Below are 18,612 nucleotides of genomic sequence, written 5' to 3' on the forward strand. Positions count from 1 at the left end.
AATATATATTTTCTGAAACTCATAAACTATTATCTTCTATGTTCCACTCTGCATAAGAATTGGCTGTTTCCCATAATTTAACACTATATAATTTAACATTTGCGGGTAAAAGCGAAGCAATTATTTTTGCAAACTCAACAACCATATTTTCACATGTGGGCTGATACGAAGTAATATGCCTACGGTCGAACATTTGTTCGGTTTGTAAAAGTGTATCATGTTTAGAACGTTCACTAATAACTAACGAGTGATCCATTTTACTAACAATGGCTTCGTTTACTATTTTCTTTAAATCGCCAAAGTCAATTACCATACCATATTTAGTGCTATTAATATCCTGACATGGCTCACCAATAACTGTAACTTGCAATATATAACTGTGTCCATGAATATTTTTACATAAACCATCGTAATTCCATAAGGCATGAGCCATTTCAAAACGGAATTCTTTAGTAACTCTTACTTTTGCCATATTGTTTTTATATTTATAATTTTGCAAAATTTTAAACGTATAAAAATAGTTACTTTTTATGAAGTTAAAAAATAGTATCTTAACAAGTTTAATGCTTTTAATAAGTATGGGTTATATGTCGGCTCAATCTGATAGTTCTCAAACAAAAAATACCGTCGTATTTGGTAGTATATATCCTGCTTTTGTGTCTACTTTCTCTGCAAATAAAAACCCCTTACATGCATTTGAGATGAACACTGCACTCGTAGGTTTTAAAACCGATTTGGCTAAAAAAGCTACTGCCATTTTAATATATGATGTGGCCCGCACTACAAGCGATATTGTTGTATTAGATAGCAACAAACATCCGCTTTCGGTTAATTATTTCAAAGGAAGTGAATTTACTGCTTTTCTGAAACAAGCTGAAATAAATTGGAAACCATTATCGCATATTGAAATTGCCATTGGGCAGTTGCTTAACGAACAATATTTAACCGTTCAAGATAAATTTTGGAGTTATCGGTATGTTGCATTTACTTTTCAAGAACGTTATAAATTTGGCTATCCCGCTGATTTTGGTTTAAGGGTCGCATTTAACAATGAGCATTGGAGAATTTCTTCAACCATTAGCAATGGCGAAGGTCCTTTTTATAAACAAGATGCTGATGGATATTTAATGTATGCGATTAATGCCGAATACAGACCAAATAAACATTATATTTTTAAACTTTATAGCGATATATACCTCAATAACAAATTAAATAGAGAAAGCATTTCCGCGTTTGTATCGTATAAAAATGATAACTTACGCCTTGCTATTGAAGGATGTATAGTAACTAATGATAAATGGAATGAACAAAACGATTACAAAGGCTATTCTGCATTTATATCATATAATATTTCAGAAAAATGGAATTTATTTTTGCGTGGTGATTATTTAGATAAAAGTTACATTTATAATAATTCTTTTATTTCTTTTTTAGGTTTTGAATATGTGCCACTTAAAAATTTTAACATAGCCATAAACTATAGATTTTTACAATTAAACGCTACTAATTATAATCAAATAGCGTTGAACGTTGGTTTCAAATTTTAACGCCTACACTTTTGAATACAATCTATCACATTAGAAATACGCTCATGACTAATGGTGTAGTATATATTTTTACCCTTGCGTTTGGCACATACTATTCCCCTTGTTTTTAATATGCCTAAATGATGCGAAGCTGCCGATTGCTCTATACTTAAAAGTTCATGAATTTCTGATACCGTTAAGGGCTTACCTGCTTTAAGTAAACGCAAAATAGCAATTCTAAGCGGATGAGCCATTGCTTTTAGCATTTCAGAAGCTTCATTAAGTGCGTCAATATCAAGTAATTCAAAACTGTCTGTCATAAACTAATTTTTATGCAAATATATACATATGTAAGATAAATAAATATGTTATTTAACCAATATTTAATTGATATTAAATACCTTTATCCATAACATTGTTGTTTTTAAAAAAAAATGGTAAGTTTGAAGCAGTTTTATGAGCACATTAGATTTAATAAAATTACCAGTAAAAGAAGATCTCAAAGCTTTTGACGATTACTTTTCAAATTATTTAAAGAGTAATGCTTCGCTTTTAAATTTAATAACTTCGTATGTTTTAAAAACAAAAGGCAAGCAAATACGTCCTCTATTAGTTTTTTTATCGGCGAAACTTTTTGATAATGTAAACTCATCTACATTTCAGGCAGCTTCGTTAATTGAACTTATGCATACAGCAACCCTAATCCACGATGATGTTGTAGATGATAGTTACGAACGTAGAGGAATGTTTTCTGTTAATGCACTATGGAAAAATAAAGTAGCTGTTCTTATTGGCGATTATTTTTTAGCTAAAGGATTATTACTTGCTGTTGAAAAAAATGAATTTAAACTACTTCAAATAGTATCAGAAGCCGTTAAAGAAATGAGCGAAGGCGAACTTTTACAAATTGAAAAAGCACGTAAACTCGATATTAATGAAGATTTATATTACAAAATAATCCGTAAAAAAACAGCCACTCTTTTAGCAGCTTGCACTTATAGCGGAAGCGTATCGGCAGGCATTAGCGAAGAACTTTCACTAAAAATGAAAGAAATGGGCTACCATATTGGAATGGCATTTCAAATAAAAGACGATTTATTCGACTTTAACTTAAATAACAAAACCGGAAAACCAGCAGGCAATGATATACGCGAACAAAAATATACACTTCCGCTTATTTATACATTAAAAAATTGCTCGATTAAAGAAAAAAAAGAACTTTTATCGTTATTAAAAAATTTTGAGAAAAACAAAAAATCAATTCAAGAAATTAACACTATTATTAATGAACACCATGGTTTTGAATACACCCAAAAAGTAATGATGAACTATATTCAAAATGCCAAAGAAATTTTATCGACCATGCCTCAAAACGAAGCAAATAAATCATTACAACTACTTATCGATTATATTGTTGAACGTAATAAATAATCTTAAGCGCTTCAAAGCGAAAAAAGCAAACTTATTTTTTACAAAAATTAAATATTTACAAAGCTTTAATAATTTCGATAAAATCGTTTACTTTAAGCGATGCACCTCCTATTAAACCGCCATCGATATCGGGTTGAGCAAACAAAGTTGCAGCATTAGTAGCATTACAACTCCCTCCATATAAAATAGAAATTTCTGATGCTACCTGTATTCCGTATTTTTCGGCAATTAACGAACGAATATATGCATGCATTTCTTGTGCTTGCTCGGGTGTTGCTGTTTTACCAGTACCAATAGCCCAAACTGGCTCGTATGCCAATACTATTCTTTTAATATTCTCCTCGTCTAAATGAAATAAGCTTTCGTATATTTGCTTTTTCACTATTTCAAAATGAATATTTTGCTCACGTTCTTCAAGTTTTTCGCCAATGCAAAAAATTGGTTTTAAAATATTCTTTAAACAAATATTTACTTTTTGTTTTAAATCTTCATACGATTCATTGAAATATTGCCTACGTTCGGAATGACCAATAATAACATAGTGAGCTCCTGTAGAGCGTATCATTTCTGCAGATACTTCGCCCGTATATGCGCCCTTTTCCCATTTAGCGCAATTTTGAGCTGCTACCGATATTTTTTTAAAATCTACTACATTTACTATTGATACCAAATGAGTAAAAGGCGTGCCTAAAATAACTCTTTTATTATCAAGTTGAATGTTTATCAAAAATTCATTAATTGCCTTGGCTAAAGCGATACCTTCTTCGAGGCTTGTATTCATTTTCCAATTACCGGCAGCAATACGAGTTCTCATAATTTATTTTTTAATAGTTAATTGTTCAATTTCTACAATATCTGGAAAATCAAAATACGACCATTTTTTTATGACTGTACCATTTTTCAATAACATTAAGCCAGGATTACTTCGAACCATTGATTTTAAAGTTACTTCATCGCACATATAAAATGGGAAAAGTATTTTGTTCTGAATAATAAATGCATCTATATCTTTTTGCAACGAAGCAGTTAAAGCATAAAACAAATAATTATTTTTAATAGCATATTGATAAATTGCATTCACTTTTTCAATATTTTTATTAGAAGCTTTTTCAATCTTAGGACTTGTAAATAAAAAGACATAACTTTTATAATTTAAGGCAGTATCAATATAATTATTATTTTGACTATCAAAAATATTGAAATCGTGAATAGGCGGTATATACCCTCTTTTAACAAGTTTAGGTTCCGAAATGCTAATGTATTTATACTTTGTTCCTTTACCCCAATAAGTAGAATCTGATGAATATTTATTAACATCAATTACTATTTGTTGGTTTGTAGTGGTATCTTTTAAGGTAATCATTTGAGCATATTCGTCTTTGGGTGCACCTTCAGGAACTGACATTTGTTCAGGCAGGTAAGTTCCTTCTTTAAAAGGTAAAAAATCGATAATGGGTAAATGAACATACGAATACCACATAATAAAACCAACAATTATGGCTCCCACTCCAGCAATATTCCATTGCATTAAGTTTGAAAATTTTGAATTAAATTTATTACGTTGAACAAAAATAAGAATAGTAGGAATTAGTATAATAATATTCTTATAAAATGTTTGCCAATTAGTTAGTTTAACAGCATCGCCAAAACAACCACAATCTGAAACCGGATTTTCTAATGCTAACCAAAGAGTAATAGGCGTAAAAATGATCATAAAAATAAGAGCTCCCCATGAAGCTAATTTTACTTGGGTACATGTAATTAATGAGAAACCTATAATAAACTCGGCTGCAATCATAATAACACCTAACACAAAAGCCCAAGGAACTAGAAATTCTAATCCCATTGCATAAAAATAGTCGTTAAATTTAATAGCAGTTCCCCATGGATCAACTGCTTTAACAAAACCCGAAAATAAAAATACTAAACCAACAAAAAATCTTGATATATTCCTTACAATCTTCATATTATATATTTTTTGCACAAAATTAATCGTAAAAAAATAGATTTGTAATGATAATTGTTAGATTAACAAGCTTTAACAATTTTTTCTAATAAACGGTTAAACACAACTTCAATAGGTGCTAAGGTGCCATTTAAACTACAATCTATATAAATAAGTTCATAATGTTGGCATAAGTACAAATATTCCTGACGTACTTTTTGCTGAAAAGTTAAGCTTTTTTCGTGAATATCGGATTTACCTTTTAAATATGTCCTATCATCTCCGGTGCGTTGTTCTTTAAGTTTTTGTTCTACAAATGATTGTGGTACATCTAAAAACAAATTTATATTAGGTTTAGGAATTTTAAAATAATCGAATTCAAATTGTAAAATCCAATTACGTAAACGATCCTTTTCCTCTTCATTATCAACTTTTGCACATTGATATGCCAAATTTGAATATACATAACGATCCAGAAAAACAACCCTTCCCTGCTTTAAGTGTTGAAGCATTTCGTAAGAAGCATCCCAACGATCTCCTGCATATAGAGCTGCTACAAGTTGCGGATGCACTTGATTTATATCGCCATACTCACCTCTTAAAAAAGAAGCGATCATCTCGCCCCAGTATGGCGAATCTAAACGTGGAAAATGTTTAAAAAAAACCTGCTTTCCAAGTTTTTCGAAATATTCAGTCAACATTTTAACTTGAGTTGACTTACCTGCACCATCTAAACCTTCTAAAACAATGAGAGGCATATCGTTATTTTTTTTAATTTTACACCCAAAAAAGAATGGATAAAGATACAAGTTTTCGAAAAAAGAAAAGTATTCGATTTAGAGATAATTTATTCTTTATTGAAAAGCCTATTTTAATGGGCATTATAAACATTACACCTGATTCATTTTATGCCCATAGTAGGATTCAAGATATTGACCAAGCCATAAAAAAAACAGCCTCAATGCTCGAACATGGAGCAACCATTATTGACATTGGAGCTGCTTCGTCAAGACCCCATTCTCTTATCATTCCATCAGATGAAGAGATAAAACGTGTAAGACCTATAGCTGAAGCTTTAAGTAAAACGTTTCCCAATGTATGGTTTTCGATTGATACTTATAATTCAGACACCGCAACTATGTGCGTCGAAGAATATGGCTTTTATATGATTAACGATATTTCGGCATACGCCATCGACCCTCATATGTTCAATACCATTACTCGTTTAAATGTTCCTTATGTGCTGATGCATATGCAAGGTACACCCGAAAACATGCAAAATAATCCTTCGTACAATGATGTTTCAAATGATGTATTTCAATTTTTAGGAAAAAGGAAACATGAATTAACTGCCCAAGGACTCAACAATATTATTATCGACCCAGGATTTGGTTTTGGTAAAACACTCGAACATAATTATCAATTATTAAAACACCTTAACGATTTTCGATCATTAGAATGTCCAATATTAGTGGGTTTATCTAGAAAATCGATGGTATTTCGTTTATTAAATATTATGCCAGACGAATCGCTCAACGGGACTTCGGCTTTGCATACTATAGCTATACTTAATGGAGCCGATATTATACGCACCCATGATGTTAAAGAAGCAAAAGAAATTATCGATATTGTTCAGTTTTATTTTAATGCTTAATTTTTTTGTAACTTAGCACAAAATTATGATTCCTCTTTTTATTAATATTACTTTTTTCGACATTATCGATATATTACTTTTTGCCTTTGTCCTTTATAAAATATATATGTTAATAAAGGGTTCGCTTGCCATTAATATTTTTATTGGTATTGCTATCATTTATGTATTATGGATGGCTGTAAGAGCTTTTAAAATGCAATTATTAGCCGGCCTACTAGGACAAATTATGGGGGTTGGAATGATTGCATTAGTCATTGTATTTCAACAAGAAATTCGACGATTTTTGTTAATTATTGGTTCAAAATATTTTGCTGTTAATTACAAACTTAAAATTTTAAGTCTATTTAAAAAACAAAAAAAGGCCAAGCCTATTTTGAATGCATCATCTATTTTTGTAGCACTAAAAAATTTATCTGAAAATAAAATCGGTGCTCTTATAGTTATTGCCAATAAAATGAGCTTAGACAATTATTCGCACATAGGCGACTCCTTAAATGCCAATATTTCGAGTCGCCTTATTGAGGGCATATTCAATAAAGAAAGTCCACTTCACGATGGTGCTATTATTATTCACAACAATAAAATTGCTTCGGCACGCTGTATTTTGCCTATAAGTAACAAAACAGACCTTCCACCCCACTTTGGAACTCGTCATAGAGCAGCACTTGGAATGTCTGAATATACCGATTCTATTATTATTGTTGTATCTGAAGAAAATGGTGCCATTAGTTATGCCTTCGACGGAAAAATATACTACGACGTTAGTATCGAAGACATAAAAAAACAGCTAGAAGAAAATTTTACTCTTATTTAATTTATACAAATAAAATAGCCATGAGAACCCTTGAACACCGACCTAAAATGAAATTATCACTTACCAATAAGTCGTGTTATTTATTCGAATGGACTATTTCATCTGCTCATACCAACGAGACAAGTTCTGACATTTATTAAAAAAAAAATAAAAATGAAAATTGCCATAACCGGATATAACGGATTTGTTGGTCAATATTTAAGAAATTACTTTGCTTCAAAAGGCTTAGAAATTATTCCCATTGAAAGAAAACTACTTTACGGCGACCTTCATGCATTAACTTCATTAATAGAAGAGTCTAATATAGTTATCCATTTAGCAGGAGCTACATTAAATAAGTATTGGACAAAAAAATACATGCAAAAAATATATAATAGTAGAATTTTAACCACAAACCAACTTGTAAAAGCAATATCGTTATGTAAAAATCGACCTCAAGTACTTATTTCAACATCGGCCATTGGCATATACGATAATAAACATAGTCATGACGAAAACAGTCGCTACTTAGCAGGAACTTTTCTTGGCAAAGTATGCAAAGATTGGGAATTAGCAGCACTCAATGCCGAAAACTTTGGAGTAGATGTGTATATACTACGCTTTGGAATTGTCTTAGGACTTAATGGTGGTATGATAAAAAAAATGCTACCTTTATTCAAAATTGGTTTAGGTGGTAGTATTGGCAATGGTAATCAAGCTTTAAGTTTTATTCATATTGACGATTTAGTTCGTATTTACGACGCCATAATATCAGGTCAACTTAAAAAAGGTATCTATAATGCTGTAAGCCCTTACCCAACTACAAATAAACAATTTTCTAAACAAATGGCTCACATTTTAAAACGACCACTTTTTTTTGCTATCCCAAAATTTGTTTTTCGAATATTATTTGGTAAAGGAGCTGAATTATTAACACAAGGACAATTAGTTTATCCTCATTCGCTATTAGAACAAGGATTCAAGTTCAAATACGAAACAATTGATAGTGCCCTTCATGCAATATTAAAGCCCCAAAAATAAAACGTATACTATAAAAAAGTACAAGGTATTTTAGTCATAAAAAATTATATACTAACTCTATGAGGTATTCTTTTAATTATTTCACTTTGCCCATATTTGTATCCTAAATAATCCATCAACCACAATGCAACCTCATTATTTAAATCTTCTATTTTTACATAAATACATTGCTTTTTTTTTATAGCATCAGCTAAATTAGTTTCAGAAACGGCTTTTTCATAAAGTGTAAGTTTAACTATTCCTGTATAATTGCTAATAGTAATAATACAACGACGCCAAACAGAATATATTTTTTCTTTCTTAAAAAAATACAAAGTGGTTTTAGTTAGAGTTTTATATGCCGAAGCATAATATTCAAATTTAAAATCACCCTCCAAATAAGTATAACCTATTTCCAAAACAGGGCGTCTGCTTTCTGCACTTAACGTTGCTATTTTTTCGATATACTGAACCAACATTTGATGAAAAGCAAGATATTGATCTTTGTTTGTTTGCATTATTTCTGAAATTGGCGTAACAGTTTGCTTTTCATGTTGATGTTGCAACAATTTTTCTTTTTCTTCTGCTTCGTCAATAAAATGAGGCATAATTAACAAATAATTCCTTTAAACGATTCGTGAATTCCTTTATGAATTTCATACCAAAATTCAAATGCAGCTTCTTGCTTATTAATATTAAAACGTTCGTTCCAATAATTAAGCTCTAAAACATCAGCTTTTTCTTCAAACTTCTTTTTAATAAAGGTGTGAACAAAATCAATATTTCTTTCAGATTCCCAGAAAATAGAAGAGTTACGGCTATTGATCCAAGCTGCAATATTTTTTATTGAATCTTGATATTCATATTTTTTTCCATAAATTTTCCCTAAAAATTCGGGGATCATTTCTTCTGCCCAAGAACGATGAAAACGACAAAAGCCCATATTATCTATCATCAATTCTTTTACAAAACGTTGTGCATTTTCACGTCCAAGCTTACGAGGTTCGATAAAATCTTTGCCATAATACATGTAATATTTACCCATAATAGGCATCGGCGAAAGTGCACCCGGAACCCAATATTGGTTTGGCACCATCCAACCTTTGCGTCGGAAGGCATTAAATACAAACTTATCGATAATTCTACGCCCTCTGTCGTATGAAAGTTTATGAGCTAAAATACGTGCTCCATCTTGAAGATTGAGCATATCGTACTTCAAATTAATAATATTATCTAATATTTGAACACCCATTTGAGCATTTAGCATAGAGTCGTTCACAATATCAAATTGCTGTACATCAAAAACGGGTTTTTGCTTCAAGCCAATTTCATTAGGTTTAATAAGTCCTTCAGAAACACATTCCATAATCCAAGAAAGAACACCACCTATCGAAATAGCATCAAATCCAAGCATATCAGCATGATGATTCAACAATTCAGCGGCTCTTTGGTCAAAAATACCCGATAATGGTCCCATGGTTTGATACGGTTCGTAATCTTTCTTGTATTCGTTATTCATTTTTTTACAAACCGCTACACATGGCTCACCACAATTTTTATATTGTTTTGTTTTAATTGTTTCTTCGTTAAATTGCTTTAAATAATGATCTACAATAAATTTCTTATGCAGCTCTTTTCGATCGTTTTCGCTCCAATATATACTTTTATAGTTAAAAGCGATAATATTGCCACCCATGGTTGCATAATTAACACCAAAAGTGCCACCGGTTTCAAAATTTTCGTCAAAACGATATTTGGTGGTGGCTTCAATATCTTTTGCTGCTAATTTTTTGTTATATTTATCTTCGAACCAAGAATCGGCTACTTTTCGGTCTCTAAAATCTTCATCAATATAGGTACCACCATAAATGATAGCTGCTAAACCATGTTGCTGAAAGAGCTTACTTCCAAATCCTCCTCTACCTGCCCATGTATCGACATAAGTGATCTCACCGTTTTTTATAGGAGCAGAACCAATAGCTCCAAAATCGGTAGCATACGATGCTGGTCCTGTTGCTAATATGCGAGGATCGTTTTCAAACCTACGTCCAAGCTGCGAATAAGTATAATCCATAAGCGAATATATACCTTTTCTGCCGCTTTTCCATATATTATGAACATCTACAGGATGAATTTCAACATGAATTTCTTCTCCATGATTACGATTCAAATATAATATACTGGGAGTTTTTGCCTGACCAACAATAGAAATCATATTAATACCTAAATTATCAAATACGAGTCCAGCACCTCCCATTGACGAAACATAAAAGCCTGCCCAAGCCGGCGAAAAGCCAGTAAAAATCAAACGATTGGAACCAGGCAAAATAGAACCAGCTAAAACACCCGTGCCTATGGTTAAAGCATTTTGAGATGAAGCTAAATGAAAACCAACATCTACAGGACCAAAATATTTTCCAATGGGAAAACGAGTCATTTTATAATAACCTGTGGAGGCATCAATCATTAAAACACGTATCAAACTTTCCATATTTATTCTCTTAATTCAATATGCAAAAGTAATGATTTTAAAAATACAATGTTTTTATTTAACAAAAACAATTTGTTTGAATGTTAAACTTTTGCTTTTACCTTTGCACCTAAATTATATTTTATATGGAACAACTAATAGTTGAAATAAAAAATGCGCTTAAAGATTTATTTCAAATTGAAGCTGGCAATGAAATACAAATACAACGTACTCGTAAAGAATTTAAAGGCGATTATTCCATCAATGTTTTTCCTTGGGTTAAACAAATTAGAAAATCACCCGACGAAATTGCACGTTTAATTGGCAATTATTTAAAACAAAATAATTCTAATGTTGAATCGTACGAAGTTATTAAAGGTTTTTTAAATATTACCCTAACTCATAATGCTCTTATCAATAGTTTTATTTCGATAAACAAACCAAAATCATCATGTTCTGCACCAGAAAAAATTTTAATAGAGTTTAGTTCACCCAATACAAATAAACCCTTACATTTAGGGCATATCCGAAACAATTTATTAGGAGATAGTATTTCTAAGATATTGTCAAGTAAACCCAATAACCAAGTTATTAAAGTAAATCTTGTTAACGACCGCGGAATACATATATGTAAATCGATGCTAGCATGGAAAAAATGGGGAAATAATATAACTCCTTCAATAGCCGGCAAAAAAGGCGATAAACTCGTTGGCGATTTTTACGTTTTGTTCGATAAAGAATACAAAAAACAAGTAAAAGAGCTTATTGAACAAGGATTTGGTATTGAAGAAGCTGAAAAAAAAGCTCCTCTTATAATTGAAGCACAAGAAATGCTACAAAAATGGGAACACGGCGATAAGGAAACCCATCAATTATGGGAAAAAATGAACAAATGGGTTTACGAAGGCTTTGAAGATACCTATGCAAAATTGGGAATTCAATTTGATAAAATTTATTACGAATCAGAAACGTACCAATTGGGTAAAAAATATGTATTAGAAGGATTAGAAAAAGGCTTATTTTATAAAAAAGACGATGGATCTGTATGGGTTGATTTAACCACCAATGGATTAGATGAAAAACTCTTACTAAGAGCCGATGGAACATCGGTATATATCACTCAAGATATTGGAACCGCTATACTACGATATAACGAATATATGCCCGACAAAATGATTTATGTAGTTGGAAACGAACAAATTTATCATTTTCAAGTACTTAAATTAGTTTTGGAAAAATTAGGCTTCGATTGGGCTGATAAAATTTATCATTTATCGTATGGTATGGTTGAACTACCCGAGGGTAAAATGAAATCGCGAGAAGGCACCGTAGTCGATGCCGACGATTTAATTGAAGAACTTAACAAAGAAGCCCAAAAAATATCGAACGAATTAGGTAAATTAAAAGATGAAGACCCTAATTATATTGAAAAAGCCACTCAAACCATTGCATTAGCTGCTCTCAAATATTATATACTTAAAGTCGATCCCGAAAAAAACATGCTTTTTAACCCTAAAGAATCGATTGATTTTGATGGTAATACAGGTCCTTTTATTCTTTATACCTATACACGCATACAATCCCTAATAAGAAAAGCTAAAGAATTAAATATAGATGTCAATACTCCATTATTATGCAATTTGAACGATAAAGAAAAAGAAATAATAAAAATGTGCCTCGAAAGTCACCATATACTTGACGAAGCAATTGAAAAATACAGCCCCGCCCGAATAGCCAATTATGTTTATGCACTTTGCAAAGAATATAATCAATTTTATCAACAATGTCCTATACTTAAAGAAGAAAATACACAAACTCGTAACATGCGACTTATTATATCAGATAAAGTAGCTGAAATAATTAAATACTTACTTTCTATTTTAGGAATTAACGTTATTGACAAAATGTAAATTTTGTTGTAAGTTTGTAAAAATCTTTAATCAAAATAAGCTATGAAATAGCCATGAGAATAAATTCACAGCAACCGAAAATGAAATTATCACTCACAAATAAGCCTTGCTCTTTATTCGAATGGCGTATTCCATGTGACCTTAATTTAAAAATTAAAAAATAATTACACATGAAAAAAATCAGTTTTTTATTATTGGCCTTAATAAGCCTTTCGGCTTGTAAAAAAGATTCAAAAATTAACGATATAATAAACCCTACGGCTTCATTTAGCTGTAAAATAAACAATGTATCGTGGACAGCTATTACTCGAGTTACCAGAAAACAAGGAAATACATTTATCATAAGCGGCACTGGTTCATTAGGCAACGATGTACTCAATATTACTACTTTTGGTACAACTGCACAAACTTATCATCTCGATCCTATCAACGGACAAACCCAATTTTCTGCTACTTTCACCATGGATACTAATACAAACGATAGTTTATATCAAGCCGTAAATGGTACCGTAACACTCACATCAGTTGATACAGTTAATAAAAAAATTAGCGGAACATTTAGTTTCCGTTCCAGTAAAGTTATTAACCCACTTTTGTTAAAAGAAGTAACGAACGGAAGCTTCAATAATTTAACCTATACTGAATAATTATAATTATATTTATATGAATTAATAATATCAATTTTTATTTATATCTATTCTAAATTATTTATGCTGTATAATATAGTTATCCATATTTTTTTATTAAACTTTGATAATCAATTTATTATACATCATAAATAAAATTTAATGACTATTCTTTAGTTTCATTTATCATTTTATTCTATATTTTTGCGACACTAAAAAATCAATAACTGTGAACGAAATTGTACTTTATTCATTACTAGCTTTAGGTGGAGTAGCTTTCTTATTTGCTACAGTAATCTTTTTTGTAGAAAAGAAATTCAAAGTAATTGAAGACCCTCGCATCGATCAAGTTCAGGAGATTCTTCCAGGTGCAAACTGCGGTGGATGTGGCTTTGCTGGCTGTCGTAATTTTGCAGAAGCCATTGTAAAAGCAGGAAATATGGAAACATTATTCTGTCCTGTAGGGGGAAACGAAGTAGCCAAAAAAGCTGCAGCAGTTTTAGGCATTGAAGTTAAAGAAAAAGCGCCTCAGGTTGCTGTAATTCGATGCAATGGCACATATTCGAATGCTCCTCAAAAAGTAAAATTCGAAGGTGCTACCAGTTGTGCTTTTGCACACAATTTATACGCTGGCGAAAGTGGTTGCCCATATGGTTGCTTAGGATTAGGCGATTGCGTTAATGCTTGTACATTCGATGCCATATATATAAACCCTAGCAATGGTTTACCTACCGTTATAGAAGATAAGTGTACCGCTTGCGGTGCTTGTGTTAAAGCATGCCCTAGAACTATTATTGAATTACGCAATAAAGGTCCCAAAGGGAAACGCATATACGTTTCTTGTATTAATAAAGAAAAGGGAGCCATAGCACGCAAAAACTGCTCTGTTGCTTGCATTGGATGTGGCAAATGCGTAAAAACTTGTCCTCACAATGCCATAACCCTCGAAGATAATTTAGCTTATATCGATTTCGAAAAATGTAAACTTTGTCGCAAATGCGTGACAGAATGCCCAACAGGAGCAATTTTAGAAATTAATTTCCCTCTCCGAAAAACTGAAGTTAAAAATTCATCAGAAATAGACGCATAAAATGATTGGATTAAAAACATTTCCATTAGGTGGTGTTCACCCGGAAGAAGGTAAATTCACAGCACAAAAAGCCATCGAAATTTTACCTATTCCTGAAAGAGTGTATATTCCTTTATCTCAAAGTCTTGGAGCACCTTCTGTTCCTATTATTAACAAGGGCGACAGAGTTAAAACAGGACAATTGATAGCCAAAGGCGAAGCTTTTATATCAGCTAATATTCATTCATCTGTCACCGGAACAGTTGAAAAAATTGATGAATGGATTGATGCTAGCGGTTATAGAAAAAAAACTATTATCATAAAAACCGAACCCGATGAATGGGAAGAAGGTATTCTACTCAATCATCAATTGAACCCTACCATTACTTTAACCAAAGAAGAAATTATTCAACGTGTAAAAGAAAAAGGTATTGTTGGTATGGGTGGAGCTACCTTTCCAACCCATGTAAAACTTTCTATTCCCCAAGGGAAAAAAGCCGAATATCTAATTATCAATGGCGTAGAGTGCGAACCCTACTTAACTTCAGACCATCGCTTAATGCTCGAAAAAGGTGAAGAAATATTAATCGGCATTCAAATTTTAATGAAGGCCATCGAAGTTAATAAAGCCATTATCGGTATCGAAGCCAATAAAATGGATGCCATTGAACACCTTAGTCAATTAGCCCAAAAATATAAAGGAATAGAAGTTCAAGGTCTAAAATTAAAATATCCCCAAGGTGCCGAAAAACAACTAATTAAAGCATTAGTTAATAGAGAAGTACCTAGTGGAAAACTTCCCATTGAAGTGGGTTGTGTTGTACAAAACGTAGGTACAGCATTTGCAGTTTACGAAGCCATTCAATTTAATAAACCTCTTATTGATAGAGTAGTAACTATTAGTGGTAAAAAATTTAACGGTGGAAATTTTTTGGTACGCATCGGAACCCCTATTCAAGCATTAATTGACCAATGTGGCGGTTTGCCCGAAAATACCGAAAAAATCATCAACGGTGGTCCTATGATGGGTAAAGCTTTGGTTTCAACTGAAGTTCCTGTTACCAAAGGCACATCGGGTATTCTGATATTTACAAACGAAATGAGCCACCGCATGCCTGTTTACTCATGCATTCGCTGTGGTAAATGCGTTTCAGTATGTCCCATGGGACTTGAACCTATATTACTGGAAAAATTAGTTGAAAACAAAAACTGGGAAATGGCCGAAAGCGAACACATCATAGACTGTATCGAATGCGGTTCTTGTCATTATACATGCCCTGCTGGCCGCCCCTTACTCGATATGATCCGTTTAGGAAAAAATAAAGTTAATCAAATAATCAGAAGTAGAGGAAAATAGTTATGAGTACATACGTTTTATCAGGTTCGCCTCATGTTCATGATAAGCAGGATGTTAATAAAATTATGTGGGGAGTTGTTTATGCACTTATTCCTGCCTTATTAGTATCCATTTACTTTTTTGGCTTACCTGCATTCATTACCACATTAATTGCTGTTGTATCGTGCGTTGTGTTTGAATATATCATACAACGTTATATATTCAAATCTTCCGACGTTACCATTAAAGATGGATCCGCTGTTATTACCGGTTTACTTCTTGCTTTTAATGTACCAAGCAGCCTTCCATGGTGGCAAATGATTATTGGCAGCTTAGTCGCTATTGGGGTAGCCAAAATGACCTTTGGTGGATTAGGAAAAAATCCGTTTAACCCAGCTTTAGTTGGTCGTGTATTCATGCTCATTTCGTTTCCAGTTGAAATGACGACATGGCCTAAAGTTGCACCATTAAGCACTTCGTTAACTGATATCGTGACGGGTCCTACTTCGCTCGGTATTGTTAAAGAAGGGTTAATGAAAGGCGAAACACTAAGTCAACTTATGAACAATGTACCCTCATACACCGATATGTTTATTGGTAATATTGGAGGTTCTTTAGGTGAAATATCTGCATTAGCTATTATACTTGGTGGTATTTATATGCTTTATAAAAAAATCATTACTTGGCATATTCCAACAAGTTATATTTTAACAGTTTTCATATTTACAGGAATTTTATGGCTTATCAATCCCGAAAAATATGCTGATCCTATTTTTCATTTATTAGCAGGTGGTTTAATGTTAGGTGCCATTTTTATGGCAACCGATATGGTAACATCTCCCGTCAACTATAAAGCACAAATTATTTTTGGAATTGGATGTGGTATTTTAACTGTATTGATCAGAGTTTGGGGAGCATACCCCGAAGGTGTTTCGTTTGCAATTCTCATTATGAATGCAGTAACACCAATATTAAATAAAACAATAAAACCTAAACGTTTTGGAGGGAAATAAATATGCAAAAATTATCTTCCACATTGCCTAATATGGTTTTGTCATTAACTATTATTTCAATAGTAATGGCCATTGCATTAGGATTTGTATATGAAAAAACAAAAGATCCGATCGCTAAAGGACAGCAAGCCAAAATAACCAGTGCTATTGCCGAAGTTCTTCCTCCCTTCGATAACGATCCTACCCAAAATAAACAACAAATAGAAGGCGATAATCTTGTAATTTATAAAGCAACAAAAGGAGGACAGTGGGTTGGTTCAGCAGTTAAAACTTATTCGCCCAAAGGATTTTCTGGAAATATTGTATTAATGGTAGGTTTTTTGCCTGATGGTACAATTAACAATATTTCGGTAGTTGAACAAAAGGAAACTCCTGGCTTAGGAACAAAAATGAAAGAGCCTAAATTTAAGGATCAATTTAATAATAAAAATCCTGAATCTTTTAAAATATCTGTCAAAAAAGACGGTGGTGATGTAGATGCAATTACAGCAAGTACCATTTCATCACGAGCTTTCTGCGATGCTGTAAACCGTGCTTACGAAGCATTTAAAAAAGGAGGTGCCCAATGAGTGCTTTTAAAGAATTTACCAAAGGTTTTATAAAAGAAAATCCTTTATTTGTTTTAGTTTTAGGAACGTGTCCATCATTAGCTGTTACTACATCAGCAATAAATGGATTGGGCATGGGAATAGCAACCACATTTGTACTTACCATGTCAAATATCTTAATTGCTTTATTAAAAAACTTTATCCCAGATAAGGTTCGTATTCCTGCTTTTATTGTTATAATTGCAACATTTGTAACCATTGTAGATTTGGTTATGAACGCTTATGTACCCGACTTATATAAAGCATTAGGAGTATTTATACCCCTTATTGTTGTTAACTGTATAATTTTAGGTAGAGCTGAAGCTTTTGCTCAAAAAAACAATGTGTTTACCTCATTGCTCGATGGCTTAGGAATGGGACTTGGTTTTACACTGGCTATTTTTGTTATGGGATCCATTCGCGAAATACTTGGCAATGGTTCCATTTTCGACATTAAATTTCTATCACCCGAAGCATCAACCATATTAATTTTTATTATGCCTCCAGGTGCATTCTTAACATTTGGCTATCTTATGTTGCTCATGAATAAATTAAAAGCTAAGTTTAACTAAAAAACGATTTCAACCATGGATATTGTAAATATTATAATATTAGCCTTATTAGTTAATAATGTTGTATTAGCTCAATTTTTAGGAATTTGTCCTTTTTTAGGGGTTTCGCAAAAAACATCGACCTCCATAGGAATGGGAGCTGCTGTTGTTTTTGTTATGACATTAGCCAATCTTGTTACTTATCTAATCTACTATTTTATACTTACACCTATTCATATCGAATTTATGCTCACCATTACGTTCATATTGGTTATTGCTTCACTCGTTCAAATAGTTGAAATCATTCTAAAAAAAGTAAGCCCTGCACTTTACCAAGCTCTTGGTATTTATTTACCTCTTATTACAACAAACTGTGCTGTTTTAGGAACGGCTATCTTAGCTGTTACAAAAAATTATAATTTAATTCAAAGTTTAGTATATGCAATGTCAACTGCATTGGGCTTTACGCTTGCACTAATATTAATGGCCGGTATCCGCGAACAACTTGAATTAACAGGTGTTCCTAAAGCTATGAAAGGGTTTCCTATTGCACTCGTAACTGCAGGATTGCTTTCATTAGCATTTATGGGGTTTGCAGGCTTAGTAAAATAGAATATCTATCAATTTATATTTTGTATAAGCTGTCTCTATTAAGACAGCTTTTTTTATTTTTCATCCAAT

At 32.2% G+C, this 18,612-nt stretch carries 20 protein-coding genes; 13 read left to right on the plus strand and 7 right to left on the minus strand.

The features are described from left to right. Positions 1–19: 19 nt before the first annotated feature. On the minus strand, positions 20–472 hold the full coding sequence (locus tag HPY79_10590) for a 6-carboxytetrahydropterin synthase (protein NSW46248.1): 453 nt from the start codon (positions 470–472) through the stop codon (positions 20–22). 58 nt (positions 473–530) lie between these two features. On the opposite strand from HPY79_10590, the gene HPY79_10595 reads away from it, so the two are divergent. Next, entirely contained in the window at positions 531–1,547 is a 1,017-nt protein-coding gene (locus HPY79_10595; GenBank protein ID NSW46249.1) for a hypothetical protein, read from the plus strand. On the opposite strand, the gene HPY79_10600 is transcribed toward HPY79_10595, so the two are convergent. Further along, positions 1,544–1,846: a helix-turn-helix transcriptional regulator gene (locus HPY79_10600; GenBank protein ID NSW46250.1), complete on the minus strand. Its 303-nt coding sequence runs from the start codon at positions 1,844–1,846 to the stop codon at positions 1,544–1,546. The genes HPY79_10595 and HPY79_10600 overlap by 4 nt on opposite strands. A 136-nt stretch (positions 1,847–1,982) precedes the next feature. Here HPY79_10600 and HPY79_10605 point away from each other — a divergent pair, with 136 nt between their 5' ends. Further along, positions 1,983–2,957, plus strand: a complete 975-nt coding sequence (locus HPY79_10605) for a polyprenyl synthetase family protein (protein NSW46251.1) — start codon at positions 1,983–1,985, stop codon at positions 2,955–2,957. Positions 2,958–3,012: 55 nt separating this feature from the next. Here HPY79_10605 and HPY79_10610 read toward each other — a convergent pair whose 3' ends face one another. From HPY79_10610 to tmk, 3 genes are all read right to left on the minus strand, one after another. Next, complete coding sequence (locus tag HPY79_10610) at positions 3,013–3,771, minus strand: triose-phosphate isomerase (protein ID NSW46252.1); 759 nt, start codon at positions 3,769–3,771, stop codon at positions 3,013–3,015. A 3-nt stretch (positions 3,772–3,774) separates the two neighbouring features. After that, entirely contained in the window at positions 3,775–4,923 is a 1,149-nt protein-coding gene (locus HPY79_10615; protein NSW46253.1) for a DoxX family protein, read from the minus strand. 62 nt (positions 4,924–4,985) lie between these two features. Continuing rightward, positions 4,986–5,660, minus strand: a complete 675-nt coding sequence (tmk, locus tag HPY79_10620) for a dTMP kinase (protein NSW46254.1) — start codon at positions 5,658–5,660, stop codon at positions 4,986–4,988. A gap of 116 nt (positions 5,661–5,776) precedes the next feature. Here tmk and folP point away from each other — a divergent pair, with 116 nt between their 5' ends. The 3 genes from folP to HPY79_10635 all read left to right on the plus strand — a co-directional run bounded on the left by folP (position 5,777) and on the right by HPY79_10635 (position 8,390). Next, a complete protein-coding gene (gene folP, locus HPY79_10625; protein NSW46255.1) occupies positions 5,777–6,556 on the plus strand; it encodes a dihydropteroate synthase in 780 nt (259 codons plus the stop codon). 25 nt (positions 6,557–6,581) lie between these two features. Then, positions 6,582–7,370: a TIGR00159 family protein gene (locus HPY79_10630; protein NSW46256.1), complete on the plus strand. Its 789-nt coding sequence runs from the start codon at positions 6,582–6,584 to the stop codon at positions 7,368–7,370. A gap of 153 nt (positions 7,371–7,523) precedes the next feature. Next, on the plus strand, positions 7,524–8,390 hold the full coding sequence (locus HPY79_10635; protein ID NSW46257.1) for a TIGR01777 family protein: 867 nt from the start codon (positions 7,524–7,526) through the stop codon (positions 8,388–8,390). Positions 8,391–8,434: 44 nt separating this feature from the next. Here the strand turns inward: HPY79_10635 and HPY79_10640 are convergent, their stop codons facing one another. Next, positions 8,435–8,977, minus strand: a complete 543-nt coding sequence (locus tag HPY79_10640) for a hypothetical protein (GenBank protein ID NSW46258.1) — start codon at positions 8,975–8,977, stop codon at positions 8,435–8,437. Between the two features lie 2 nt (positions 8,978–8,979). Further along, the gene (locus HPY79_10645; protein ID NSW46259.1) at positions 8,980–10,860 is read right to left on the minus strand and encodes an aldehyde ferredoxin oxidoreductase; all 1,881 of its coding nucleotides are present in this window, start codon (positions 10,858–10,860) and stop codon (positions 8,980–8,982) included. A 116-nt stretch (positions 10,861–10,976) separates the two neighbouring features. Here HPY79_10645 and HPY79_10650 point away from each other — a divergent pair, with 116 nt between their 5' ends. The 8 genes from HPY79_10650 (at position 10,977) to rsxA (ending at position 18,543) form a co-directional block, all read left to right on the plus strand. Continuing rightward, positions 10,977–12,749, plus strand: a complete 1,773-nt coding sequence (locus tag HPY79_10650) for an arginine--tRNA ligase (protein ID NSW46260.1) — start codon at positions 10,977–10,979, stop codon at positions 12,747–12,749. A gap of 170 nt (positions 12,750–12,919) precedes the next feature. Further along, positions 12,920–13,396: a hypothetical protein gene (locus HPY79_10655; GenBank protein NSW46261.1), complete on the plus strand. Its 477-nt coding sequence runs from the start codon at positions 12,920–12,922 to the stop codon at positions 13,394–13,396. 208 nt (positions 13,397–13,604) lie between these two features. Continuing rightward, positions 13,605–14,465: an RnfABCDGE type electron transport complex subunit B gene (locus HPY79_10660; protein ID NSW46262.1), complete on the plus strand. Its 861-nt coding sequence runs from the start codon at positions 13,605–13,607 to the stop codon at positions 14,463–14,465. Between the two features lies 1 nt (position 14,466). Further along, positions 14,467–15,801: an electron transport complex subunit RsxC gene (gene rsxC, locus HPY79_10665; GenBank protein ID NSW46263.1), complete on the plus strand. Its 1,335-nt coding sequence runs from the start codon at positions 14,467–14,469 to the stop codon at positions 15,799–15,801. Positions 15,802–15,803: 2 nt separating this feature from the next. Then, entirely contained in the window at positions 15,804–16,793 is a 990-nt protein-coding gene (locus HPY79_10670) for an RnfABCDGE type electron transport complex subunit D (protein NSW46264.1), read from the plus strand. Positions 16,794–16,795: 2 nt separating this feature from the next. Continuing rightward, positions 16,796–17,362, plus strand: a complete 567-nt coding sequence (locus HPY79_10675) for an RnfABCDGE type electron transport complex subunit G (GenBank protein NSW46265.1) — start codon at positions 16,796–16,798, stop codon at positions 17,360–17,362. Beyond that, positions 17,359–17,952 carry an electron transport complex subunit E gene (locus HPY79_10680; protein ID NSW46266.1) on the plus strand — a complete coding sequence of 198 codons (594 nt, stop codon included), beginning with the start codon at positions 17,359–17,361 and terminating at the stop codon, positions 17,950–17,952. The genes HPY79_10675 and HPY79_10680 overlap by 4 nt, the downstream gene beginning before the upstream one ends. A 15-nt stretch (positions 17,953–17,967) precedes the next feature. Beyond that, a complete protein-coding gene (gene rsxA, locus HPY79_10685) occupies positions 17,968–18,543 on the plus strand; it encodes an electron transport complex subunit RsxA (protein NSW46267.1) in 576 nt (191 codons plus the stop codon). The last annotated feature ends 69 nt before the right edge of the window (positions 18,544–18,612 follow it).

This window comes from Bacteroidales bacterium, assembly GCA_013314715.1.
GTDB lineage: Bacteria > Bacteroidota > Bacteroidia > Bacteroidales > GWA2-32-17 > Ch61.

What these genes read in the sequence shown, in the direction of transcription:
- HPY79_10605 (NSW46251.1), top strand. Translation starts at nt 1,983, where the DNA reads ATGAGCACATTAGATTTAATAAAATTACCAGTAAAAGAAGATCTCAAA.
- HPY79_10595 (NSW46249.1), top strand. Translation starts at nt 531, where the DNA reads ATGAAGTTAAAAAATAGTATCTTAACAAGTTTAATGCTTTTAATAAGT.
- HPY79_10590 (NSW46248.1), bottom strand. Translation starts at nt 472, where the DNA reads ATGGCAAAAGTAAGAGTTACTAAAGAATTCCGTTTTGAAATGGCTCAT.
- rsxA (NSW46267.1), top strand. Translation starts at nt 17,968, where the DNA reads ATGGATATTGTAAATATTATAATATTAGCCTTATTAGTTAATAATGTT.
- HPY79_10635 (NSW46257.1), top strand. Translation starts at nt 7,524, where the DNA reads ATGAAAATTGCCATAACCGGATATAACGGATTTGTTGGTCAATATTTA.
- HPY79_10610 (NSW46252.1), bottom strand. Translation starts at nt 3,771, where the DNA reads ATGAGAACTCGTATTGCTGCCGGTAATTGGAAAATGAATACAAGCCTC.
- tmk (NSW46254.1), bottom strand. Translation starts at nt 5,660, where the DNA reads ATGCCTCTCATTGTTTTAGAAGGTTTAGATGGTGCAGGTAAGTCAACT.
- HPY79_10600 (NSW46250.1), bottom strand. Translation starts at nt 1,846, where the DNA reads ATGACAGACAGTTTTGAATTACTTGATATTGACGCACTTAATGAAGCT.
- HPY79_10645 (NSW46259.1), bottom strand. Translation starts at nt 10,860, where the DNA reads ATGGAAAGTTTGATACGTGTTTTAATGATTGATGCCTCCACAGGTTAT.
- HPY79_10640 (NSW46258.1), bottom strand. Translation starts at nt 8,977, where the DNA reads ATGCCTCATTTTATTGACGAAGCAGAAGAAAAAGAAAAATTGTTGCAA.
- HPY79_10670 (NSW46264.1), top strand. Translation starts at nt 15,804, where the DNA reads ATGAGTACATACGTTTTATCAGGTTCGCCTCATGTTCATGATAAGCAG.
- HPY79_10675 (NSW46265.1), top strand. Translation starts at nt 16,796, where the DNA reads ATGCAAAAATTATCTTCCACATTGCCTAATATGGTTTTGTCATTAACT.
- HPY79_10655 (NSW46261.1), top strand. Translation starts at nt 12,920, where the DNA reads ATGAAAAAAATCAGTTTTTTATTATTGGCCTTAATAAGCCTTTCGGCT.
- folP (NSW46255.1), top strand. Translation starts at nt 5,777, where the DNA reads ATGGGCATTATAAACATTACACCTGATTCATTTTATGCCCATAGTAGG.
- HPY79_10630 (NSW46256.1), top strand. Translation starts at nt 6,582, where the DNA reads ATGATTCCTCTTTTTATTAATATTACTTTTTTCGACATTATCGATATA.
- HPY79_10680 (NSW46266.1), top strand. Translation starts at nt 17,359, where the DNA reads ATGAGTGCTTTTAAAGAATTTACCAAAGGTTTTATAAAAGAAAATCCT.
- rsxC (NSW46263.1), top strand. Translation starts at nt 14,467, where the DNA reads ATGATTGGATTAAAAACATTTCCATTAGGTGGTGTTCACCCGGAAGAA.
- HPY79_10615 (NSW46253.1), bottom strand. Translation starts at nt 4,923, where the DNA reads ATGAAGATTGTAAGGAATATATCAAGATTTTTTGTTGGTTTAGTATTT.